Annotated in this window: 20 protein-coding genes and 1 riboswitch; of the genes, 8 read left to right on the forward strand and 12 right to left on the reverse strand. The window is 34.4% G+C overall.

Annotated elements, in window-relative coordinates; translation table 11 throughout:
- Window positions 1-5 precede the first annotated feature (5 nt).
- Window positions 6-1,604 (reverse strand): ABC transporter substrate-binding protein, encoded by a 1,599-nt coding sequence (locus F1003_RS11120; protein ID WP_155089497.1) that lies wholly within the window; start codon window positions 1,602-1,604, stop codon window positions 6-8.
- A gap of 117 nt (window positions 1,605-1,721) precedes the next feature.
- Here F1003_RS11120 and mtaB point away from each other — a divergent pair, with 117 nt between their 5' ends.
- Window positions 1,722-3,050: a tRNA (N(6)-L-threonylcarbamoyladenosine(37)-C(2))-methylthiotransferase MtaB gene (gene mtaB / locus F1003_RS11125; RefSeq protein ID WP_155089498.1), complete on the forward strand. Its 1,329-nt coding sequence runs from the start codon at window positions 1,722-1,724 to the stop codon at window positions 3,048-3,050.
- 56 nt (window positions 3,051-3,106) lie between these two features.
- Here mtaB and F1003_RS11130 read toward each other — a convergent pair whose 3' ends face one another.
- Window positions 3,107-3,403: an N-acetyltransferase gene (locus F1003_RS11130; RefSeq protein ID WP_155089499.1), complete on the reverse strand. Its 297-nt coding sequence runs from the start codon at window positions 3,401-3,403 to the stop codon at window positions 3,107-3,109.
- Between the two features lie 210 nt (window positions 3,404-3,613).
- Here F1003_RS11130 and F1003_RS11135 point away from each other — a divergent pair, with 210 nt between their 5' ends.
- The 3 genes from F1003_RS11135 to cls are packed head-to-tail and all read left to right on the forward strand — an operon-like array spanning window position 3,614 to window position 6,682.
- Window positions 3,614-4,246, forward strand: a complete 633-nt coding sequence (locus tag F1003_RS11135; RefSeq protein ID WP_155089633.1) for an alpha/beta fold hydrolase — start codon at window positions 3,614-3,616, stop codon at window positions 4,244-4,246.
- Window positions 4,247-4,294: 48 nt separating this feature from the next.
- A complete protein-coding gene (locus F1003_RS11140; protein WP_155089500.1) occupies window positions 4,295-5,230 on the forward strand; it encodes a lytic transglycosylase domain-containing protein in 936 nt (311 codons plus the stop codon).
- Window positions 5,231-5,233: 3 nt separating this feature from the next.
- A complete protein-coding gene (gene cls, locus F1003_RS11145) occupies window positions 5,234-6,682 on the forward strand; it encodes a cardiolipin synthase (RefSeq protein ID WP_155089501.1) in 1,449 nt (482 codons plus the stop codon).
- A gap of 2 nt (window positions 6,683-6,684) precedes the next feature.
- Here cls and F1003_RS11150 read toward each other — a convergent pair whose 3' ends face one another.
- A complete protein-coding gene (locus F1003_RS11150) occupies window positions 6,685-7,263 on the reverse strand; it encodes a tetratricopeptide repeat protein (protein WP_155089502.1) in 579 nt (192 codons plus the stop codon).
- 158 nt (window positions 7,264-7,421) lie between these two features.
- Here F1003_RS11150 and rpmH point away from each other — a divergent pair, with 158 nt between their 5' ends.
- The 3 genes from rpmH (at window position 7,422) to F1003_RS11165 (ending at window position 11,470) form a co-directional block, all read left to right on the forward strand.
- Window positions 7,422-7,583 (forward strand): 50S ribosomal protein L34, encoded by a 162-nt coding sequence (gene rpmH / locus F1003_RS11155; protein WP_155089503.1) that lies wholly within the window; start codon window positions 7,422-7,424, stop codon window positions 7,581-7,583.
- Between the two features lie 98 nt (window positions 7,584-7,681).
- Window positions 7,682-10,534: a carbamoyl-phosphate synthase large subunit gene (gene carB / locus F1003_RS11160; RefSeq protein ID WP_155089504.1), complete on the forward strand. Its 2,853-nt coding sequence runs from the start codon at window positions 7,682-7,684 to the stop codon at window positions 10,532-10,534.
- A 72-nt stretch (window positions 10,535-10,606) separates the two neighbouring features.
- Window positions 10,607-11,470, forward strand: a complete 864-nt coding sequence (locus F1003_RS11165) for a T9SS type A sorting domain-containing protein (protein ID WP_155089505.1) — start codon at window positions 10,607-10,609, stop codon at window positions 11,468-11,470.
- A gap of 53 nt (window positions 11,471-11,523) precedes the next feature.
- Here the strand turns inward: F1003_RS11165 and F1003_RS11170 are convergent, their stop codons facing one another.
- The 8 genes from F1003_RS11170 to F1003_RS11205 form a co-directional block, all read right to left on the reverse strand.
- Window positions 11,524-12,072, reverse strand: a complete 549-nt coding sequence (locus F1003_RS11170) for an acyl-CoA thioesterase (protein WP_155089506.1) — start codon at window positions 12,070-12,072, stop codon at window positions 11,524-11,526.
- Entirely contained in the window at window positions 12,065-12,781 is a 717-nt protein-coding gene (locus F1003_RS11175) for a DUF3307 domain-containing protein (RefSeq protein WP_155089507.1), read from the reverse strand. The genes F1003_RS11170 and F1003_RS11175 overlap by 8 nt, the downstream gene beginning before the upstream one ends.
- Window positions 12,778-13,389 carry a SatD family protein gene (locus tag F1003_RS11180; RefSeq protein WP_155089509.1) on the reverse strand — a complete coding sequence of 204 codons (612 nt, stop codon included), beginning with the start codon at window positions 13,387-13,389 and terminating at the stop codon, window positions 12,778-12,780. Before F1003_RS11180 ends, F1003_RS11175 begins: the two co-directional genes overlap by 4 nt.
- A gap of 372 nt (window positions 13,390-13,761) precedes the next feature.
- On the reverse strand, window positions 13,762-15,084 hold the full coding sequence (locus F1003_RS11185; RefSeq protein ID WP_155089511.1) for a DNA recombination protein RmuC: 1,323 nt from the start codon (window positions 15,082-15,084) through the stop codon (window positions 13,762-13,764).
- 73 nt (window positions 15,085-15,157) lie between these two features.
- Window positions 15,158-15,952 (reverse strand): ABC transporter ATP-binding protein, encoded by a 795-nt coding sequence (locus tag F1003_RS11190; protein ID WP_162306962.1) that lies wholly within the window; start codon window positions 15,950-15,952, stop codon window positions 15,158-15,160.
- A gap of 10 nt (window positions 15,953-15,962) precedes the next feature.
- Complete coding sequence (locus F1003_RS11195) at window positions 15,963-16,580, reverse strand: hypothetical protein (protein ID WP_155089514.1); 618 nt, start codon at window positions 16,578-16,580, stop codon at window positions 15,963-15,965.
- Window positions 16,581-17,603 carry a FecCD family ABC transporter permease gene (locus tag F1003_RS11200; RefSeq protein ID WP_155089515.1) on the reverse strand — a complete coding sequence of 341 codons (1,023 nt, stop codon included), beginning with the start codon at window positions 17,601-17,603 and terminating at the stop codon, window positions 16,581-16,583.
- Window positions 17,604-17,649: 46 nt separating this feature from the next.
- Window positions 17,650-18,807, reverse strand: coding sequence for an ABC transporter substrate-binding protein (locus tag F1003_RS11205; RefSeq protein WP_155089516.1), 1,158 nt, complete (start codon window positions 18,805-18,807; stop codon window positions 17,650-17,652).
- Window positions 18,808-18,866: 59 nt separating this feature from the next.
- A riboswitch (cobalamin riboswitch) is annotated at window positions 18,867-19,076 on the forward strand.
- Between the two features lie 64 nt (window positions 19,077-19,140).
- Here F1003_RS11205 and F1003_RS11210 point away from each other — a divergent pair.
- Window positions 19,141-21,072: a TonB-dependent receptor plug domain-containing protein gene (locus F1003_RS11210; RefSeq protein WP_155089517.1), complete on the forward strand. Its 1,932-nt coding sequence runs from the start codon at window positions 19,141-19,143 to the stop codon at window positions 21,070-21,072.
- A 34-nt stretch (window positions 21,073-21,106) separates the two neighbouring features.
- On the opposite strand, the gene F1003_RS11215 is transcribed toward F1003_RS11210, so the two are convergent.
- The gene (locus tag F1003_RS11215) at window positions 21,107-22,558 is read right to left on the reverse strand and encodes a GFO_1087 family putative carboxy terminal peptidase (RefSeq protein WP_235898328.1); all 1,452 of its coding nucleotides are present in this window, start codon (window positions 22,556-22,558) and stop codon (window positions 21,107-21,109) included.
- Window positions 22,559-22,684 lie beyond the last annotated feature (126 nt).

Here is a 22,684-nt window from a genome sequence, read left to right on the forward strand (position 1 = left end):
TCTTTTTAGTGTTTTTTTACGTATTTTAAGTCCAATAAATTTGTCGCATTAATTCCCAATCCTTTAACCTCTTTTCTGGTAAATCGTACCACTTCATCATAAAACATCGGTACAATTGGTGCTGAGGCCATCACTAGAGAATCCATCTTGGTGTAAAGCTGTGCTCGTAGTTCTGGGTTGGTTTCGAGATAGGCAGCTTCGTACATCGCATCAAATGCTTCGTTCTTAAAATGCGTGTAATTGGGACCGTTTGGTGCAAAGTTTTTGCTATAATAAAGCGATAGATAATTTTCAGCATCGGGATAATCGGCAATCCAACTGGCTCTAAAAAAGTCGAGTTGACCATTAGCTTTCGCATCTTTTAAGCTTGATGCCGGGATGACATCAACATTAACATTAATGCCAATTTTCTGAATTTCGCGCTGAATAAATTCACAAAAGCTGAGATAGTTGCTTGTTGTCGTTAAGGTGACTTCAGGATTTTGGATTCCAGTTTCCGATTTAAACTCTGCAATAAGTTGCTTTGCTTTTTCAGGTTGATATGTAAAACCAATGGAATCATCGTAACCTGGAAGCCCTTTCGGGATAAACCCTCCCGAAGCAGGAATCCCAATTCCATTTCTCAAATAGGTCATCATTTTAGCCCTATCAAAACCCATGTTAATGGCTCTTCTTAATTTTTCGTATTGTAAAGCTTCGACGTCAGTTTCCATAAAGAATGCCAAATATTCAGTATTTAGATATGGTCCACGAATCATATTGACGTCATTGGCATATAGTTCCCGCAATTTCCCGTCGGCTGTTAGCACTTCATCTTTATAGGATGCATCCAGTCCAGACACAAAATCAATATTGCCTTGGGCAAATTGTAAAAATTCACTTTGCTTGTCTGGTAAAAAGGTAATGGCTATGGCTTCGAGATAGGGTAATTGTTCACCATTATCATCGGTTTCAAAATAGTTATTGTTACGTCTAAATACTAATTTTAAATTTTCTTCCCAACGCTTAAATTCAAAAGGGCCAGTTCCAATAGGATGCGACCTAAAGTCATTGCCATAATGTTCTACTATTTCTTTGGGTACAACAGAACAATACTTCATAGTCAACAGTCCCAAAAATGCTGGAAAAGGTTGTTTCAATTTTATTTGAAATGTAGAATCATTTACTGCTGAAAAACTTTCAACCTTCTGTAACACCCAACTTCCTGGTGAAGCCAGTTTGTCATCTTTCAATCTAGTGAGGCTATATTCAAAATCTGATGCTTTTACGGTTCTTGTAGAATCTTGTTTGAAGAGCTCATGTTTATGAAAATAGACGTCTTTTCTTATGTTAAACGTGTAAGTTGTAGCACTATCAGTAATCGTCCAACTTTTGGCAATACAAGGTTTTACGTTCAATTGATTATCCATTTGCACCAACCCATTAAAGAGTTGGTGTGTAGCCCAAATATCTGCTAAATCCTTTGAGAATGCAGGATCTAAAGAGCCAATATTTTTGTGTTCGTTGTATCTAAAAACAAGGTGATCTTTATCGGTATCTTTTTTTTGGTTGCAAGAAAACAGCACAACAATGCAAAAAAATGATAATCTCGTGAGTTTTAGCATATAACTAATATGTTGTAAATTTGCAGCCACAAAATTTGTAAGCGATGCTTTAGCTTTTAAAATTTGTGATAAAGGTAAATTTAAAAAGATCCTGAAACAAATTCAGGATAACAAAAGATGGTATCAAAAAAAGTCGCTTTTTATACTTTAGGCTGCAAGCTTAACTTCTCTGAAACTTCTACAATTGCTAGAAGTTTTAAGGATGAAGGGTTTGAGCGTGTGGATTTTAAAGACGAAGCAGACATTTATGTGATTAATACTTGCTCTGTTACCGAGAATGCAGATAAACGCTTTAAGACCATAGTAAAACAAGCGCAAAAGGTGAATCCTGATGCATTTGTCGCTGCTATTGGTTGCTATGCACAGTTGAAACCAGAAGAGTTGGCGGATGTCAATGGAGTGGATTTGGTTTTGGGCGCTACAGAAAAGTTTAAGATTACAGACTACCTTAATGACCTTACCAAAAATGACTTTGGTGAAGTGTATAGTTGCGAAATTGAAGATGCAGATTTCTATGTTGGGAGTTACTCTATTGGAGATAGAACGAGGGCATTTTTAAAAGTACAAGATGGTTGTGATTATAAATGCACATATTGTACCATTCCTTTGGCCAGAGGAATTTCGCGAAGCGACACCATGGAAAATGTGCTTAAAAATGCCAAGGAAATTTCTGAGCAAGGGATTAAGGAAATAGTGTTGACAGGTGTAAATATTGGTGACTACGGTAAAGGGGAATTTGGGAATAAAAAACACGAACACACCTTTTTGGATTTAGTCACTGACCTTGATAAAGTGGAAGGTATTGAACGTTTACGGATTTCATCCATCGAGCCAAATCTTCTAAAAAATGAAACTATCGAATTGGTTTCAAAGTCCAGAGCTTTTGTACCACATTTTCATGTACCCTTACAAAGTGGAAGTAACGACATCCTTAAAAAAATGAAGCGTCGTTATATGAAAGAGTTATACGTGGATCGGGTTTCAAAAATAAAAGAAGTGATGCCACATGCTTGTGTTGGAGTGGATGTTATTGTTGGTTTTCCTGGTGAAACGGACGAACATTACTTAGAAACGTATAATTTCTTAAACGAACTCGACATTTCCTATTTACACGTCTTTACTTACTCAGAGCGCGATAATACGGAAGCTGCAGAAATGGATGGAGTAGTGCCTAAAAATATAAGGTCTAAACGAAGTAAGATGTTACGAGGGCTTTCTGCTAAAAAACGAAGATCATTTTACGAAAAACAGATCGGCACAACAAGAACCGTTTTATTTGAAGGTGAAAACAAAGAAGGCTATATTCACGGATTTACAGAAAATTATGTAAAAGTGAAAACACCTTGGAATCCTGAATTGGTGAATACTTTGCATAAAGTAGAATTAACTAAAATAGATGAAGACGGCTTGGTGCGGTTTGAATTTATAGAAAGCTTAGTTGTATAAAAACAAAAACCCGAAACTTTTTCAATTTCGGGTTTTTGTTTTAGTTTCTTTCTCAATTATATACGGATGCCAACTGGTAACATACGTTTGTATTTTCTGTTGCTTCTTACAAATTTTGCAATTTCAGGACTTGTAGGAACTACACTTATGTTTCGTTCTTTAATGTCTTCAAATACCATTGCCAAAAACTCTTTTTCAAAATCTGAAGTTCTAATCGCTTCGGGAATAATCATTTTTGTTAAGAATATCTTACGCTCTTGCAAAGAGTACTCTATAACAGCCATCTCATTTTCAACCTTTAATTCATATTGACGCAGAAAGTCATTATCAATCAATTCAGCAGTGTCAGTCATATTTTTCTTTGTTTTAAGTTAGCGGTTGGCAAGTAGATACTATAAATTTACATAGTTTTGCTGTGCAAAGGTACAAAAAATCGATGAGACTTTTAGATTGTTGTTGTTAAAACCTTAAATTTTAAGCAATTATATTGGCGCTTCTAAAATTTTAACCAAAAAAAAGTATATAACAAGTTGGCAAACACTAACCTTACACATGTATATTTAATGCCAGGTATGGCGGCAAATCCATCAATCTTTGAACATATTAGATTGCCTGAGGACTCCTATAAAATACACTGGTTAGAATGGCAAATACCAGATAAGAACGAAACTTTTGAAGCTTATGCCAAGCGTATGTGTGATTTTATTGAGCATGATAACTCTGTGCTATTGGGAGTTTCTTTTGGTGGTATGCTAGTGCAAGAGATGAGTAAGTTTTTAAATTTAAAAAAGCTATTTGTAGTTTCTAGCGTAAAGTGCCACCATGAGTTACCAAAACGATTAAAATTTCTTAAAATCACAAAAGCTTATAAAATATTACCAACAAGCTTGGCTAGTAATATCGATTTGTTGGCAAAATACGCATTTGGCGAGACCATAAAAAAACGAGTAGATTTATATAAAAAATACTTGTCTGTAAGCGATAAAGTCTATCTAGATTGGGCTATTAAACAAGTAGTGTGTTGGGACCAAGAAGAACCTCACCCAGACGCTATTTATATTCACGGAGATAAGGATATTGTTTTTCCGCACTCATGTGGTGGCAACTGCATAGTGCTAAAAGGGGGAACCCACATTATGGTGATTAATAAATACAAATGGTTTAACGAAAATCTACCAAAACTTATTGAGTCTTAGACTTGTATTATTCAATAGTTTTGTTACATTGTATAAAAAAATAATGCCATGCAAATCTTAAAGAATATATTAGCTATTATAGGATTAGTCTGTGTTTCGGGTCTTTTTATCTTTTCAGTACAAAAGGCGCCTTCAGACGAAACTATAGGAAAAGAATCACCACTTGTTAATGATTATAATGTCTATGCCTTAGAAATGCCAGAAGGGTTGAATTTTGCGGGTGAACTGGTGCCTGTTGAAAACCCAGATATTCATGAGCGTATGGACAGAGAACTTTTGGTAAACACATATTGGCAATCCAATGGTTTGCTGATGTTTAAGCGTGCACAGAAGTATTTCCCAATTATAGAGCCTATTTTAGAAAAGAATGGTGTACCAGATGATTTTAAATACCTAGCCGTAATTGAAAGTGGATTGACCAACGCTGTGTCGCCTGCTGGTGCAAGAGGGTTTTGGCAAATTATGAAAGCTACAGGTCGTGAAAACGGTTTAGAAGTTAACTCTAACGTAGACGAACGTTACCATTTAGAAATGGCAACTGAAGTTGCTTGTAAATATTTAAAGAAAGCAAAAGAACAGTTAGGCTCATGGACTTTGGCTGCGGCTGCCTATAATGCAGGTAATGCAGGAATATCTAGACGATTGGAAGAACAAGGCGTTAACGACTATTACGATTTACTCTTAGGTGAAGAAACAGGTCGCTATATGTTTAGAATAGTTGCACTAAAAGAGATTTTAAGTAATCCTTCTAAATATGGATTTAACTTTAACAAAAGTGATTTATATACTTATATCCCAACCTATAAAGTCGAAGTTGATACTGCAGTAACCGATTTTGCAAGTTTTGCTAAACGTTTTGGGATTAATTACAAAATATTAAAGATTCACAATCCTTGGCTAAGAGAACCGCATCTAAATAATAAGTCAAGAAAATTATACACTATTGAGATTCCGAAGGATGGCTATTATAAAACCAATCCTTAAGCTTTGGATTTTATAAAAGATCATATCTGGCAGATTTTAATAGGGCTAAACTACATTTTAGCCCTTTCTGCTGTTGTAACCATTTTGTTTAAAAGACTTAATCCTACAAAGACTTTAAGTTATATTATCGGGCTATTGGTTTTTCCATTTGTGGGTTTGATTTTCTATTACCTTTTTGGTCAAGAATATCGTAAAACAAAGATGTTTAGTAGAAAAAACGTACTAAACCAATCTGTTGTTAAAAAGATTCAAGAAGAACTTGAGTTAGATACAAAAGATATAGACAAAGTTGATGAAGTTTTAGACGAAAAATCCAAATTAATTCCACTTTTGTATAATAGTGAAAAATCTAAGTTAACCATAAACAATGAGGTTACCCTTATAAAAAACGGTGATGAAAAATTTAAAATTTTAATTGAAGATCTTAAAAATGCTGAGTATCACATTCACATGGAATACTTCATTATTAAAGACGATAAAATAGGAACTGAAGTATTAGATATTCTATGCGATAAGGCTATAAATGGAATTGAGGTAAGAATTGTAATCGATGATGTCGGGAGTTCCATTTCTTCAAAAATGAAAAATAAACTCAAGGATGCTGGCGTGGAAATGCATTCATTTATGCCTGTATTGTTTTCAGGATCTACAGGGCGTATGAACTACCGCGACCACAGAAAAATAATTGTTATCGACGGAAAAATTGGTTATGTCGGAGGTATTAATATTTCAGACAATTATGTTAATGCAAACAATGACCGCTATTGGAGAGATACACACATCAAAATTATTGGAGAAGCTGTAAAACCACTTCAGATATTGTTTTTTACAACATGGGATTTTGCTAGTGGAACAGAGCTAAAAATTTCCAAAACTTATTTTCCAGATCATAATTGCAAAGAGAATGTCCCATTACAAATTGCCGCTAGCGGACCAGATACCGATTGGTCTAATATTATGGAGGCAATTTTCGTGGCCATTACCAATGCAGAGGAGCATATTTATATAACCACACCTTATTTAATTCCTAATGACGAAATTATTACAGCACTTCAAGTAGCTGCGCGTAGCAATTTAGATGTAAAGATCATTATACCTAAAAAGTCTGATTCTTGGGTTGCAGAACATGCCACCAATTCATACATAGAGCTATTAATTGAAGCTGGAGTAGAAATTTATCAGTATACCAAAGGCTTTGTACATGCAAAGACCATGATAGTTGATGGTGTTTTTAGCACTGTTGGTACTGCCAATCTAGATTATAGGAGTTTCAATATTAATTTTGAAGTAAACGCACTGATATATGATGAAGCTTTTAGCAAACAGCTTACAGAACTTTTTAATGAAGATCTAAAAGACTGTGATAAAATTTACTACCAAAACTGGAAAAACAGATCTAAGTTTATAAAGTTTAAAGAGTCAATGGCTAGGTTAGCAGCTCCGCTACTATAAATTTATCTTCTACTTCTACGATTTTGTCTTGAAGAAGTTGGTTGGCCATAATGTTGTCTTGGTATTGAAGCTTTTTTCATTTGTTGTTTCATCATTTTTATCTGTTCAGCTAACATATTACGTTTATCCAAGTTTTCTGCTTCAGTTAATAACTTCTGAGCTTCTTGCTTACGACGTTTAGAAAATGCAATACCTGCTAAATTCAACTTTGCCATTGCCAAATCATGGTCCATAGACAAACCTAAGTTTATGGCTTTCTTAAAATATTTTTCGGCTTCGTTCATATTGGTTTGCGAAACCATAATACCATTTAAGTAATTTAAGTAGCCCTGTTGCTTTTTTACTAAAGCCGCTTCAGGATTTTTTATTTTATCTAACCATTTTTTAGCACCTTCAAAATCTTGCTTTCGCAATCTAAAAAATGCCATTAGAATCATTTCATTCTTAAAGTAAAGGAAAATGAATATGGTTGAAAGAAGTATAAACATAATACCATTACCTATATAGCCTTCGGTAAATTGGAATATGGCATAACCAATTATTAATGCAGCAATGACTAATTTTATATTTTTATTGAACATATATCGTGTGTTTTTTAAGGTTGGCAAAGTTAATAAAATTCTATCGAAATAATTTTATTTATAGACTTGCGAAAGTAAAAACTTGTTGTATATTTGCACCCAGTTTTGAGATAGCTCTCAACAATTAAAAAAGATTATAAGATTTAAAAAGATAAGACATGCCAAAAAGAACGTTTCAACCGTCTAAAAGAAAGAGAAGAAACAAGCACGGTTTCAGAGAAAGAATGGCTTCTGTTAACGGAAGAAAAGTTTTAGCACGTAGAAGAGCTAAAGGAAGAAAGAGATTGTCTGTATCTTCAGAATTAAGACATAAAAAATAATGATTAACAATTGTTAATATTTTAAAGGTGTTACTTAGGTGTAACGCCTTTTTTTATACCCTATTGATATTTATTTTTGCAAACCAAAAGATATTCACATGCCAAAAAACAAAAACATCAAGTCTATTTTACTTATCGGTTCGGGTCCAATAATTATTGGTCAAGCCTGCGAATTTGACTATTCAGGATCTCAAGCTCTACGGTCGTTACGTGAAGACGGAATAGAAACAATTCTTATCAATTCTAATCCGGCTACCATTATGACAGACCCAACAATGGCAGACCATGTTTACTTATTACCTCTTACGACAAAGTCTATTATTAAAATTTTAAAGGAGCATCCACATATTGATGCTGTATTACCAACTATGGGTGGACAGACCGCTTTAAATTTATGTATAGAGGCTGACGAAAAAGGCATTTGGGAAGATTTTAATGTTGATATTATAGGTGTTGATATTGATGCCATAAACATTACTGAGGATAGAGAAAAATTTAGAGAATTAATGTTGCAAATAGGTGTTGGTATGGCACCACAAGCAACAGCGACGTCATTCTTAAAGGGAAAAGAAATAGCGCAAGAATTTGGTTTTCCTTTATGTATTAGAGCCTCTTTCACTTTAGGAGGTGCCGGAGCATCAATAGTATATGATGAGAAGGAATTTGATGAAGCTTTAACCAGAGGATTAGAAATTTCGCCTATTCATGAGGTAATGATTGACAAAGCCTTATTGGGATGGAAAGAATATGAGCTAGAGTTATTACGCGATAAAAACGATAATGTTGTTATCATCTGTACCATTGAGAATATGGATCCAATGGGCATCCATACAGGTGATTCCATTACGGTGGCTCCAGCTATGACCTTATCGGATAAAACATTTCAAAAAATGCGTGATATGGCCATTCATATGATGCGTAGCATTGGGGATTTTGCTGGTGGTTGTAATGTGCAATTTGCTGTAAGTCCTGATGAAGAGGAAGATATTATTGCTATAGAAATTAATCCTAGAGTATCACGCTCTTCAGCTCTGGCGAGTAAAGCAACAGGATATCCTATTGCAAAGATTGCAGCAAAATTAGCTTTAGGGTACACGTTAGATGAGTTGGATAATCAGATTACTAAATCTACATCTGCATTATTTGAACCAACCTTAGATTATGTTATCGTAAAGATTCCACGTTGGAATTTCGACAAGTTCGAAGGTTCTGACAGAACGTTAGGTCTACAGATGAAAGCCGTTGGAGAAGTAATGGCTATTGGTCGTTCGTTTCAAGAAGCACTTCATAAAGCCACACAATCTTTAGAAATAAAGCGTAACGGTTTAGGTGCAGATGGAAAAGGTTATAAGAATTACGATCAAATAATTGAAAAACTAACTCGCGCAAGTTGGGACAGGGTTTTTGTGATTTATGATGCCATACAAATGGGAATTCCTTTGAGTCGTATTCACGAAATCACAAAAATTGATATGTGGTTCTTAAAGCAATATGAAGAGCTATATCATTTGGAGAAAGAGATTTCAACCTATACGATTGATAACATAGATAGAGAATTGTTGCTTGAGGCGAAACAAAAAGGCTATGGTGACAGACAAATTGCACATATGCTTAAGTGTCTTGAAAGTGAAGTTTACAACAAGCGTAGAGAGTTAAATATTAACCGAGTGTACAAACTGGTTGATACTTGTGCGGCTGAGTTTAAAGCTCAGACACCATATTATTATTCAACTTTTGAAAGTGAGGTTGAAACTGCAGATGGTGTTGTGTCTGTAGCTAATGAAAGTGTTGTCACAGACAAGAAGAAAATCATTGTTTTAGGTTCTGGTCCAAATCGTATTGGTCAAGGTATAGAGTTTGATTACTGTTGTGTGCATGGTGTCTTAGCAGCCGCAGAATGTGGTTACGAAACCATAATGATAAACTGTAATCCTGAAACGGTTTCTACAGATTTTGATATAGCGGACAAGTTATATTTTGAACCTGTGTTCTGGGAACATATCTACGATATTATTCAACATGAAAAACCAGAAGGTGTTATTGTGCAGCTTGGTGGTCAGACTGCATTGAAATTGGCGGAAAAACTAGATCGCTATGGTATAAAGATCATGGGAACTAGTTATGAGTCATTGGATTTGGCTGAAGACAGAGGAAGCTTTTCAAAGCTGCTAAAAGAAAATAATATTCCTTACCCAGAATTTGATGTTGCAACTTCGGCAGATGAAGCATTGGCGATTGCAGATGTTCTTGACTTCCCGATATTGGTGAGACCGTCTTATGTTCTTGGAGGACAAGGCATGAAGATTGTTATCAACAAACAAGAATTAGAAGAGCATGTCATTGATTTATTAAAATCTATTCCGGGTAATAAATTATTGTTAGATCATTATTTAGATGGAGCTATAGAAGCTGAAGCTGATGCCATTTGTGATGGCGAGAATGTTTACATTATAGGTATAATGGAACACATCGAACCTTGTGGTATACATTCAGGAGATAGTAACGCTACCTTGCCACCATTTAATTTAGGTGAGTTTGTAATGCAGCAGATTAAGGACCACACCAAAAAAATTGCTTTGGCTTTAAATACTGTTGGGTTAATCAATATTCAATTCGCCATAAAAGATGATACGGTTTATATCATTGAAGCCAATCCAAGAGCATCTCGTACAGTACCTTTTATTGCAAAAGCTTACAAAGAACCTTATGTAAATTATGCGACTAAAGTTATGTTGGGTGAGAAAAAGGTAACAGACTTTAATTTTAATCCTCAATTAGATGGTTACGCCATTAAACAGCCTGTATTCTCATTTAATAAATTCCCAAATGTGAATAAGAAACTTGGGCCAGAAATGAAGAGTACAGGTGAAAGTATCTTGTTTATAGATAGTTTAAAGGATGATGAGTTTTATGACTTATATTCTCGACGTAAGATGTACTTAAGTAAGTAAATTTTCACGCTTTTCGATTAAGTGCAAAGTTATGTCACTAATAATTATTAACTTAGCTTAAAATTATATTAGATGAAAAGAACATTACTTTTATTTTCTTTATTGTTTACTGTATGTACACTTTATGGTCAGGTAACTTTAAATCAAGTTGATGATTTTCAAGATGGTACAACACAAGAATGGAGAATAGGTGGTGCAGGTAATGCAACTAATGGACCTGTTAACGTACCAGATGAGGGACCAGCTGGTGCTGGTGATAATTGCTTGCAGTATACTTCTCTTGGAGGTGGTGGTGTTGCTAGCAAAATGATTTTTTATTCCCAAAATCAGCAGTGGAGTGGAGACTATTCTTCTGAAGGGGTAGATCAAATCACTATGGATGTAAAAGTACAAACCAATGATCTTAATCTAAGAATTGCTATGCAAGGTACCAATGGTACTAGAATTTGTTCTACAAGTGCCATTAATGTTGCAGCAGGTGGTGCATGGATGTCAATTACTTTTCCAATAGATCCTTCTAACTTTACCGTAGTAAGTGGCGGTGGCGATGCTGCTTCAGTATTGTCAGATGTTTTTACCGTTCGTATTTTAAGTAGTTCATCTCCAACTTGGGATGCACCTGATGTTATTTCAGCTGTGATTCAAGTGGATAATATTACGGCATCATCATCTTTGAGTACAACAGAATTTGAAAGTCAGAATAGGGAATTGATGATTTCTCCTAATCCTGCTAAGGACAAATTGAATATTACTTTACCATCTGGCAGTAATGATATGAAACTTGAAGTATTTGATGTGTTGGGTAAACGTGTTTATAACGGATTATTGACTCAATTAGAATCTTCTGTAAATGTTTCTAGATGGAAAAGTGGAGTGTATTTGGTAAGAATTTCAAATAATTCAATTACACAGACTAAACGTTTTATAAAGCAATAGAGATAGAATTTATTAAATAGAGAAGCGATCAATTTTGGTCGCTTTTTTTATTTTTAATAATCAGTAGGAAGCTCAATTTTAACTCTATAATTTTTTAGCTGTTCAAGGTAATTTTCAAGAGTAAAACTGGCATGATTAAACTCTTGTTGACGAGATTTTTTTGTTGATGCTCGTTTAATGGCTTTTAAAAACCGTAAAACTTCTGTTTTATCGTTTAGTATTAAGCCAGGCACTTCAATAGATTTTCCATTTTCACCTTTGGCTACCATGGTAAAATATGAAGAGTTACAGTGTTTCTTGTTTCCGGATTGTATGTGTTCAGATTCTACCCTTATACCAACAACCATTGATGTTCTACCTACATAATTAACGGAAGCTTTCATGGTGACTAAATCACCAACTTCAATTGGGTTTATAAAATCTACGGTATCTACTGATGCAGTTACGCAGTATGCGCCAGAGTGTTTAGAAGCACAGGCAAAGGCAATCTGGTCCATAAGGTTTAATATATAGCCACCATGGATTTTCCCACTAAAATTAGAATGGGACGGTTGCATAAGCTGCGAAATGCTTACACGAGAAGAGTCAACTGTTTTATGCATAATGTTGAAGGTTGAGGTACACCAAACTAGTAATTATTGCAATACCAAAGCTAATGAGTGTACCTATGAGTATATACTCCGTTAGCTTTCGCTCTTTTGAAGCTGTTAAATCTCCAAACCTAAATACAGATTTAGCTGTGATTAAAAATCCGACAGCTTCCCAATGTCCAACGATAATAAATATAAAAACCAATAGTCGTTCTAAAATACCAATGTATTTTCCAGCATCTTTTAGAGATTCATTGCCCTTGGTCAATTTTGAAATATCCCATTTAGAGAATATGGTTTTCATTATTATTGAGGTAGGCATGGTTAGAAAAATAGCGCAGATAATTAGTAGCAATAATTTTGGACTAAACGTTAACGTGAATGCAAAATCACCCTCAAATAAAAGAATAGTCAAAGTAAAGATTGAAGCCAAATGAAATAGTTGGTCTGCAAAAAAGAAGAATCGCTTTGTTTTCTTCTTTTGCAACAAGAGTTTTAAGGCATCAATAACTAAATGTGAGGCACCAATCAAAAGGATTAAATTTGTATAAGATAAATCCCAAACAATGAGGAACATTAAAGCTACATGGATGATTACATGAACATACAGCCAAACCGATTTTAATTTTTTCTTCTCTTTATCCTTTACCCATTTTTGTGGCTGCAAAAAGAAATCACCAATAAGATGAGCCAATATTAGTTTGAGGATTAATATCGTCATAACTGAGCTATTTTTTGTCTATATAAATTATCCAATGCCATAATTTCGTCTAAATGAGCGCGTTTTTGTCGTTTACTCACGGCGTCTTGACTTATATCAATTAATTTGGCGAGTTCAGATTGAATCAAATTTGGGTTTTCTAAGCTTAGCTTCACAATTTCCGCTGAATTAACGGTCCAATTATCCATACTTATTAACGCTAGTCTAAAATATAAATTTAGTTCTTCGTTGAGTTCTGTATTTTTGGTTTTAATTTTTAGATTTTGTTTCTCCTTTTTCAAAGTTTCGAATGTTTCCCCTGAAAAAACAAATGCTTCTCCATTAGATTCGCTAACGGAATTTCCTTCGTAATCTTTTGTCCCAATGCCTATGGACATTCTTACGTCTAAACCTTTTATGGTTTTGATACATGCTTTAATATAAACCGCATATTCAAAACTGTTATAAGGATCTCTGCATTCATATTGAAAACTGTCGCCACGATATATTTCGTAATAGGATTTGTCTGAAGACACCATATTTAGGGCATATTTGAGTTGCTCTATCCAAATACTTTGGTCTGATATATTCCTAGATTTTATAATATCTCCCGTAATAACACTAGTCATACCACATATTATTTATTCAAATATATGCCTTTAAAACGGAATAAACAAATTTATTCCTTAAAAACGGAATATTTTTAATTATTCCTTGTTTGTGGAATATAAATTTAAAGCTTTTATTCAAAATCTTTCTCATGCCGTCTATTACGGATGCCATATTCGGTCTCTATTTTTTCGAACAAACCAATTAAAAGAAGTATTATTCCCAAAAAGCCAAAGATTAAGCACAAAAACAAGTTGAGGTCGTTGTTTTCTGAAAACATATAATCTGTAAATAAACCCACTATACAAAGGCAGATTAAGCTAATTCCAATGATTAAAATTCTAGCGTAATAGAACCGAAGTGTCCATTTGTAAATAGTGTCGATAGTTTTTTTATTCAAAATCTTCAGAAGCTCTTTTTATAATCTTCTCGGGTAATGCTTTTTTGGCTTTAGCGCCCATTTTTTTAATCTTTTCAACGCGCGAAATAAGATTGCCCTTACCTTCAACTAACTTATTCATAGCAGAAGAATAATCGTTTTTGGCAGCATCTATCTTTTTACCAACACCTGTTAAATCGGTTACCAAGCCTTCAAACTTATCATAGAGCGCACCAGCTTGTCTAGCAATTTCAATGGCATTCTGCTGTTGCTTTTCATTGTTCCACATGGTATCGATAGTACGCAACGTGGCCAAAAGGGTAGAAGGTGTTACAATGACAATGTTTTGCTCAAACGCTTTGTTGTAAAGTGTATTGTCTTCATTAATGGCTACAGCAAAAGCAGGCTCAATAGGAATAAACATTAACACAAAGTCTGGAGATTCTATATCGTATAAATCGTGATAATTCTTAGCAGAAAGATCGTCAACATGTTTTTTAATGGAATTTACATGCGCTTTTAGATACATAGCTCTCTCCTCATCCTCGGCATTTACCAACCGCTCATAAGCCGTTAATGACACTTTAGAGTCAATAATCATTTTCTTCGAATCGGGAAGATGCAATACCACATCTGGCATTACGCGACTTCCATCTTCGCGAGTAAAGTTCTGCTGAACAAAATACTCTCTATCCTTTTCCAGTCCAGATTTCTCTAAAACACGCTCTAACACCAATTCGCCCCAATTCCCTTGCGTTTTGCTATCACCTTTTAGGGCTTTGGTTAAATTGGTAGCTTCAAGTGCCATTTGTTGGTTAAGGTCCTTTAAACCAAGTAGTTGTTCTTTTAAAGCCGAATGCATACTTATGCTCTCCTTTTGGGTGTCTTCAACTTTCTTTTCAAACGTTTTTATTTTCTCTTCAAGGGGATTGAGGATGTTTTTGATGTTCTCTTTGTTCTGAAGCGTGAATTTTTCTGATTTTTCATCCAAGATTTTTGAAGCCATCAATTCAAAATCCTTTCTTAGTTGTTCTTGTTGCTTGGCTAACTCTTCATCTCGCTTTAAATTTTGTTGTTGAAGGTTCTCATATTCGGTATTTCGTCTAGATAATTCGGTATTTAAAAAGTCTTTTTCTTTTCTAATAGCTTCGCGATCCGTTTCAATTTTCTCTATAGTCTGCTTGAGTTCTCCAATGGTATTATTAAGTTGTAGTTGGCGTTCTTCAAGGGCACTTTTGTCTCCTTTGCTTTTGAGTTGTGCAAACTTAAGCCCAATAAATGCGCCAATTCCTGCTGAAAAAATGATAGCTATAAATAGAATGAGTGTGTCGTTCATGTTGAAAAAGAGAATTTATCAAAGATACATTTTTAGGTCGAAATTTGAAGTATGAAGCCCGAAGATGAATACGCTATTTCTTAATTCGAAAACTTCCGGATTTATCATCAAATAAAATTAAATCTTCAGGAAAAAGAGATTCAAATACACCTTTTGAAATTAATTGACATGGCTGGCCGCAAACTACATCATCTTTTCGCATAACAATCATAGTGTCACATAGCTGAATGGCTAAATCAATTTCATGTGAAGAAAATAAAATTGTTTTCCCGGTTTCTTTGGTGAGCTTTTGTAAGAGCTTTAAAATATAGGCTTTGTGATACATGTCGAGATGCGTGGTGGGCTCATCCAAAACAATCACATCGGTATCTTGAGCCAAAGCACGAGCAATCATCACCTTTTGTAACTGACCATCACTGAGTTCGTAGCATCTTTTGTCTTTTAAATCAAAAATATTGACCTGCTTTAAAGACGAATTGATAATAGAGATATCTTTATCTGTTAAGTTGCCTATCCAATTGGTATAAGGATGCCTTCCTAGAGCTACTAACTCATATACTGAAAGATTTTTTGAGGTTAATTGTTCAGTGAGCACAATGCTAAGCTGCTTTGCCAAATCTGTAGTAGAAGTGGATTTTAAATCTTTGTCATCTAAAAGAATAGTCCCTGATAACGCAGGCTGTACTTTAATCAAGGTTCTTAAAAGTGTTGACTTACCAATTCCGTTTGCTCCAACCAAACCAATGAGTTGACCTTGTTGTAATTCAAAATTAATATTTGACGCCACAACAGTTTCAGCTTTCTTGGTTTTGTAACCTATGGAAAGTTGTTCTGCTTTAAGGATGATATTTTGGCTTTTTTTTGACACGAATACAACTCTATAAACGGTTTTCAATGTTTAAATAAACATATATAACGGAAAAATAATGGATTGCCAAAATGATTTGAATTTGTTCACTGCCGTAATCTATTTTTTTATAACTATTTATTAAAGACTCATCAAAAAGTCCAGGATTATAATCACCAGTAGCTATCATTCTATCAGAATACTTTTTAACGATTTCATTTTCTTTACCAATGTCTTTTAAAAATCTTTGATACTTACCATTATACTTTGGTGCTAATCGATTAAACTTGGTTCGGTTTTCTTTGATAACTCCTGAACTTACCACCCAAATTTCATCCATAGTAGATTTTGATATTGAATTTAAAACTTTATCAAAATCTTCAAGTTTCATAGTGCTATAAATAGCATCAATGCCTTTTGTTCGACATTCATTGAAAAAGTTATCAAATGCTATTAAAAAGTTTTGATTTTCACTTTTCAATATTTCAGAAATAAAAAAATCATTGATTTTATTTAAATCTTTAATTTGAGCCTCAGTAAAGTGTTTCTCTAATTCTGGTGAGCTATAATCTTTATTACAGCTAACTAGTGTAAGCATTAAGCAAACAAAAATACTTCTAACTTCAAACTTCATACTTCTAACTTTCATCTAAAACATCATTTTTCGTTGTCTTACCAATAACCATATTACAACAGGCGCACCAACCAAAGCTGTTATGGCATTAATTGGTAAAGTGTAATCGCTTCCAGGAATTTGAGCAATACTGTCACAAATTAATATAACTATCGCTCCATATAGAAATACAGCTGGCAATAGCACTTTGTGATTCGAGGTTTTAAATATTTGACGTGTTAAATGCGGAATCGCCAAACCAATAAAAGCAATTGGACCAGCAAAGGCTGTAATTGTTCCTGCAATAAGGCTAGTTGCTAAAATAATAATTAGTCTGCTTTGTTTTAAATTAAGACCTAAACTCTTGGCATAATTATCTCCAAGTAATAAACTATTTAGACCTTTGATGGAGGCAATACTCAAAATAAGACCAATAAGATAAATCCCGAAGAAAATTAGTAACTCATCCCAGGATAAATTGCTTAAGCTACCGAAACCCCAAAAAATGTATTGTTGTAATTGCTCGGCTGAACTAAAGTAGGAGAGTACACTAACCACAGCAGCCGTAATACTGCCAAACATTAAACCGATGATAAGAATAGCCATAGTATCTCGGACTTTGTTTGAAACCGCCAAAACAGCCAATAGTACCAAGAAACTGCCTAAACTAGCAGCAATAACAATACTCCATTTAGAAATAAGTGCTGTGGCGAATAGACTTCCAAATAGCCCAGAACCTAAAATCACCAAAGCAACACCAAGACTTGCACCAGAGCTGATACCCAAGACAAATGGACCTGCTAAGGGATTTCTAAATAAGGTTTGCATTAACAATCCTGAAATGCCTAAACCAGAGCCAACCAAAATGGCTGTTATGGCTTTTGGCAATCTAAAATCGGTTACAATTACCTCCCAAGTGCTATTCTCTATAGTTCCGAAAAGACTACCAAAAATACTATCCATCGGAATACTAATAGAGCCTAAACTTATATTCACAAAAAAACATAGCAATAAAATTACTGAGAGCGCTATGAATTGGTATTTGTAGTTGATTTTCATTATTTATAAGACCTCACAGGTTTTAAAACCTGTGAGGTCTCTTGTTTTATTTAAGTTTCTTAAAGAAATATGGAGTATAACCATCTAACAATTCCGGATGGCAAATTTTTATTAAATCCTTTAAGACCAAATCAGGTCTTGCTGTACCTAACTCGTAATATAATACTCCACCGGTTTCTCCCTTTGCATTGGTAAATGAGAAAACGTTGTTGGTTTTAAAAGCTTCAAAATTTGTATATAAAGAACTCGCTTTTTTCAACTGCTCTAAACTACTGTAATAGGATGGATTTAACCATATATCAGCATCTTTTGCTTTGTCTAGCACAGCTTCAAAGCTTAATGCTAAGCTTCCATTTCCAGAGGTGTCACTCCAAAGGTAGTTGACGTTAGCATCATTTAAAAATTGTGCTTCGGGACTAGAACCATTTGGTAAATACCAAACATCTTTATGCATGGCTCCACTTAAAACTGTTGGTTGCGTTTTGGCTTGCTTCGCAATAGATTTTGCTTTTAAATAATCTTTTTCGATGTTTTTAAAAATGGAATCCGCCTTTTGTTCTTGATTAAAAAGCACACCGAAGAATTTTATCCATTCTGCTTTTGCCAAAGCTGAGGATTCTACCCAATCGCCATTATAAATTACAGGAACACCAGCTTTTTTTATAGTTTCAAAAGTCTTGTTGACTCCATCTACACCAAAACCAATCACCACATCTGGATTAAGCTCTAAAAGCACTTCAGTATTGATGCCTTCATTTTTACCGAGTTCCCTTACTTTACCTTCATTGATTCGCTTTCTGGTTTTTTCTGAAGAAATATAGTCTGTTTCAGGAAAACCGATTAAAGTTTGTTCTACACCCAACAATTCTAAAGCTGGAATGTGAGTCGTGGATGTAACGACGAGCTTTGTAATATCATTTGTAATGACACCGTCATAAGCATCTCTAGGAAAAGTCATTTTTGATAGCTGTTCCTTAGAAGCAATAAGATATTTATAGTTTTTCTTAGCTTCAGGCCAAGGTGTTTCAATGGTTAAAATTTTATAATCTCTGTTGTCAGTTACTGAAAAGCCTTTGGCGTATTTTAAATTTATTGAACTTTTATCTAAGGGAGGAAGATCTCTTTTGATGCCTTTATCCTCTTTGCAACTGCTAAATAGAATTAAAATCGGTAAAAAAATATAGAGTGTTTTTTTCAAAATCATCAATTTCTTTCAAAAGTAATATTATTTAAAGTTTTGTGTCAATCATTAAACAAAATGTTTAGTTTTGCGCCGAAATTAGGTTCCAATCCTTAACCGATTGGATTAAAAGGGAATTTGGTGCGAATAAAATTTTCAATTCCAAAACTGTTCCCGCAACTGTAAGCTATAAAGCTTGTTATAACCTTCAATGTCACTGTACCGAAACCTAGGTATGGGAAGACGAATAGCAAGACGCAAGTCAGGAGACCTGCCAATTTCAACATAGAAGTCAAACTTTCGGGATAAAAGTTTACATACTAATTTCAGTGTGTTCTCGAGTAATTAAATTTTAAAATGAACAAAACAAAAGTGTTTTGTAGCATACTTGGTTTAGGTATGCTATCTGTTGGATTTGCACAAAAAGAGCAAGATTCAGTAAAAGTTGAGAAGTTAGAGGAAGTGGTAGTTACAGACTCAAAGTTTCAACTAAGACGAGAAAATTCGAGTAAGGTCATTACTAAGATTACCTCAGAAGATTTAGAAAAACTACAAGGACAGTCCATTGCCGAAATTATCGGTAGAACGGTTGGTGTAGAAATTAACGGTGTTCGCAGCAACGCTGGTCAGAACCTAAGTTATTTTATTCGTGGTGGACGTAATCGCCAGGTTTTAATACTTATTGATGGAGTACAGGTTACTGACCCATCTCAAATTGCCAATGATTACGATTTACGTTTGTTAAATGCGGACCAAGTAGAATCTATTGAGATTTTAAAGGGTGCATCGAGCACACTGTACGGAACAGGTGCTGCAACTGCTGTTATTAATATTAAACTCAAGGAAGCCTCAAAAAAAGCTATTAACTTGAATTTGAGAAGCACATTAGGTACCAATCAATCTTCAGATGAAAATAATTATGCTATTGAGGATTTTAGAAATAGTGTTTCTGTAAATGGACAATTAGGTAAATTTAATTATTTGGCCAGCTTCGGACATCAATTTACAGACGGATTATCAGCAATAGAGGGTGTTACAGAGTCTGATGCTTTTAACAGTCACAACGGAAATGTAAAGTTGGGATATAAGTTCAGTAATGCATTTAAATTGAGCACTTATGCAAGTTTTGATAACTATAAGGCCGATTTTGATGATAGTTTTGGTCTGATGGATGCAGACAATGTATCAATCTCCCAACAATATAGAATAGGTGCGTCACCAGAATTTAATTATAAACGAGGAAGCATCACCGTGAATGCTGCTTATAATGATGTTGAGCGCGAGATTGAATCTGGTTTCCCTTCACAATTTAATGCACAGAGTATAGTCGTAGATGCTTTTAATCGCTATAATTTTAGCGATACATTCTACACTGTTTTGGGAATTAACTATCAAGATAACCAAATGGAAACTTTTACTATTCCTTTTGGTGAAACGGATTTTAGTCAAGCAATAGACCCAGAAACTGCACAATTTACAATTACAGATCCATATGTAAACGTGGTTTATGTTTCAGATTTTGGATTGAATGTCAATGCTGGTGCGCGATTAAACAATCATAGCGAATATGGGAGTCACTTTGTTTATAGTGTAAATCCTTCTTATAAAATTGATTTGGAATTTGGTTATGTAAAGGGTTTGGCGAGTTATAGTACAGCTTTTATCACATCATCTTTATATCAATTGTTTGAGCCTAGTTTTGGAAACCCTGATTTAGAACCCGAAGAGAATCAAACCATTGAAGTAGGAGCAGAGTTTAATATTAAGGATAGAGCCACTTTAAGTTTGGTTTACTTCACAAGAAATGAAGATAATTTTATTGATTTTGTAGATACTGGTGGTTTTGTGTTTCAATATCAAAATATCGATGAATCTTTTACTGCTAGTGGTTTGGAACTGGTTGCACAAATAAAAGTGATTAAGGACATGAACCTTAATCTAAATGGAACTTACACAACTTTAGATGAAGACTTAAGTCTTAGGATTCCTGAAATAAAGATCAATACGAGATTGGACTATGCGCTTTCAGAACTAATGCAAATAAGCTTGTCTTTTCAATATAATGATGAGAGAGAAGATCTGGTATTTAACAATGAAACTTTTGAAAATGATTCAGTGACGCTCGATTCTTATGGGTTGCTGGATTTTTACATCAGCCATAAAATCATCAACAATAAAATGACAGTGTTTGCAAACCTTACAAACATTTTTAATGAAGACTATCAAGAACTTTTTGGTTTTACAACTAAGGGAAGGGGATTTAATTTAGGGTTTAACCTCATGTTGTAGTCAATGAAAAAAGCCGCTTTAAAGCGGCTTTTTTTTAGTCTTCAAACATTAGATTTTCAATTGGAGACTTTAGTTCTTTAGCACTAATTTCTTCAAGAATAGGAAAATCTATATTTCTATTAAAAGATCGATCTCCATTTGTAATGTCAGCTATAGCTGCAGCCAATAATGGTTCAGAAATCATACCTAAAGTTCCAAAAGTGCTTGGTGTTTCAACTATGTTAACATCTGGAGTTAACCCGTTTGTAGGTACTAAACCATCATTAACATTTGTAGAATTAGCAATAAGCGGAATTAGAGCGTAATTATGATTTCCATTAACATTGTTGCCATCAAACTCTTGTGAGTCAAATACAAGACGATTGGCTTGTGTTTTTCCTGCTGTCATATCACCAATATGCACAACTTCTATATAAGGTCTTAAACTGTTGATGATGAGTTCGCTTGCTGAGGCAGAACTTGATGATGTCAATACATATACTTTATTCAGATTTAAACTATTAATCGACGTGTTGTCTGACAATGCGTTTGTAAATTCGTAATTTCTATTCTGACTTTGCTGATTGTTATTATAGAATAGTTTTGAAAATACCTGTCCATTAAACTGACCAGTTACCATACTTGCCAAATGAACGGCTGTTTGTATGTTTCCGCCTCCATTGTACCTTAAATCAATAACCAATTCTTGCACTCCAGCAGCCTGAAACTGACCAAAAGCATCATTTAATTCATTATCAAAATTGCTACTAAACCCATTATACATCAAATAACCAACATTAACATTTGTGAGGTTTAAGACTTGAGCAATATGGACAGGGTTTTCTGTATAGGCAGCTTTTGTTAAGTCTGTGCTTTCACCATTTAAAGTTATAGTGTCATCATCTGCTTGCGGAGTTCCGTTATTATCATAGTCAGCAAAATTCAATGTATAAGAGTCCTGCCCTAATAGTGTATTAATATTTGATGTCGTAAGATCTGTTCCATCCACAGCTCTAAAAACCTGACCTCTTACCAGGCCTAAATTATCAGCAACACTATTGTTTAAAACTAATGTTATCGCACCAAACACTTCAGTCTGACTTCCAGGGACCAAATACAATCTAAATTCTATCCCATTACTAAGCGTTGTGCCTTGTTGGGCATTTATAATATCTAAATAATTTGGTACAATAACAGAGAAAGGATCTAGAGGTTCAAATATTAAAGTCTCAAAGAGATCTTCTGGAGTGGCAAAACCATTAAGATATTCTGAGTATTCTTCGGTTTTCTCGTATCTATCATCAATACCGTTAATGCCAAATCTATCGTTGGATAAGTCGGGTACCTGATCGGGTGAATTATACAGATAATAAGCATTCATCCCTTTCCAGACAAAATCATTGATGTCTGAATTTGCAATGGCGTTATCATCTAAATCTTCAAAACAGCCTGTTAAAACAAAGGTAAAGGCGCACAGTAGTGCAATAAGACTAAACTTTTTCATCATTTTCTTTTTTTATAGCGTTTTTTACATCTGTCTGTAAAACTCTAAATTTACTTACATTATTATAAATAAAAAAACTTTGTAACAAATTGTAATGTGTATCGTCGTAGTTATGAAGGCAAGTAAAAT

The organism is Winogradskyella ouciana (assembly GCF_009709615.1).
Classification (GTDB): Bacteria; Bacteroidota; Bacteroidia; order Flavobacteriales; family Flavobacteriaceae; genus Winogradskyella; species Winogradskyella ouciana.

Excerpts from the sequence above, each read along its gene's own strand:
- F1003_RS11205 (WP_155089516.1), bottom strand. The coding sequence starts at position 18,807 with ATGATTTTGAAAAAAACACTCTATATTTTTTTACCGATTTTAATTCTA.
- F1003_RS11175 (WP_155089507.1), bottom strand. The coding sequence starts at position 12,781 with ATGACGATATTAATCCTCAAACTAATATTGGCTCATCTTATTGGTGAT.
- F1003_RS11135 (WP_155089633.1), top strand. The coding sequence starts at position 3,614 with ATGCCAGGTATGGCGGCAAATCCATCAATCTTTGAACATATTAGATTG.
- F1003_RS11185 (WP_155089511.1), bottom strand. The coding sequence starts at position 15,084 with ATGAACGACACACTCATTCTATTTATAGCTATCATTTTTTCAGCAGGA.
- mtaB (WP_155089498.1), top strand. The coding sequence starts at position 1,722 with ATGGTATCAAAAAAAGTCGCTTTTTATACTTTAGGCTGCAAGCTTAAC.
- F1003_RS11215 (WP_235898328.1), bottom strand. The coding sequence starts at position 22,558 with ATGATGAAAAAGTTTAGTCTTATTGCACTACTGTGCGCCTTTACCTTT.
- F1003_RS11130 (WP_155089499.1), bottom strand. The coding sequence starts at position 3,403 with ATGACTGACACTGCTGAATTGATTGATAATGACTTTCTGCGTCAATAT.
- rpmH (WP_155089503.1), top strand. The coding sequence starts at position 7,422 with ATGCCAAAAAGAACGTTTCAACCGTCTAAAAGAAAGAGAAGAAACAAG.
- F1003_RS11195 (WP_155089514.1), bottom strand. The coding sequence starts at position 16,580 with ATGAAAGTTAGAAGTATGAAGTTTGAAGTTAGAAGTATTTTTGTTTGC.
- F1003_RS11120 (WP_155089497.1), bottom strand. The coding sequence starts at position 1,604 with ATGCTAAAACTCACGAGATTATCATTTTTTTGCATTGTTGTGCTGTTT.
- F1003_RS11140 (WP_155089500.1), top strand. The coding sequence starts at position 4,295 with ATGCAAATCTTAAAGAATATATTAGCTATTATAGGATTAGTCTGTGTT.
- F1003_RS11200 (WP_155089515.1), bottom strand. The coding sequence starts at position 17,603 with ATGAAAATCAACTACAAATACCAATTCATAGCGCTCTCAGTAATTTTA.
- F1003_RS11170 (WP_155089506.1), bottom strand. The coding sequence starts at position 12,072 with ATGCATAAAACAGTTGACTCTTCTCGTGTAAGCATTTCGCAGCTTATG.
- F1003_RS11180 (WP_155089509.1), bottom strand. The coding sequence starts at position 13,389 with ATGACTAGTGTTATTACGGGAGATATTATAAAATCTAGGAATATATCA.
- F1003_RS11210 (WP_155089517.1), top strand. The coding sequence starts at position 19,141 with ATGAACAAAACAAAAGTGTTTTGTAGCATACTTGGTTTAGGTATGCTA.
- F1003_RS11165 (WP_155089505.1), top strand. The coding sequence starts at position 10,607 with ATGAAAAGAACATTACTTTTATTTTCTTTATTGTTTACTGTATGTACA.
- F1003_RS11150 (WP_155089502.1), bottom strand. The coding sequence starts at position 7,263 with ATGTTCAATAAAAATATAAAATTAGTCATTGCTGCATTAATAATTGGT.
- carB (WP_155089504.1), top strand. The coding sequence starts at position 7,682 with ATGCCAAAAAACAAAAACATCAAGTCTATTTTACTTATCGGTTCGGGT.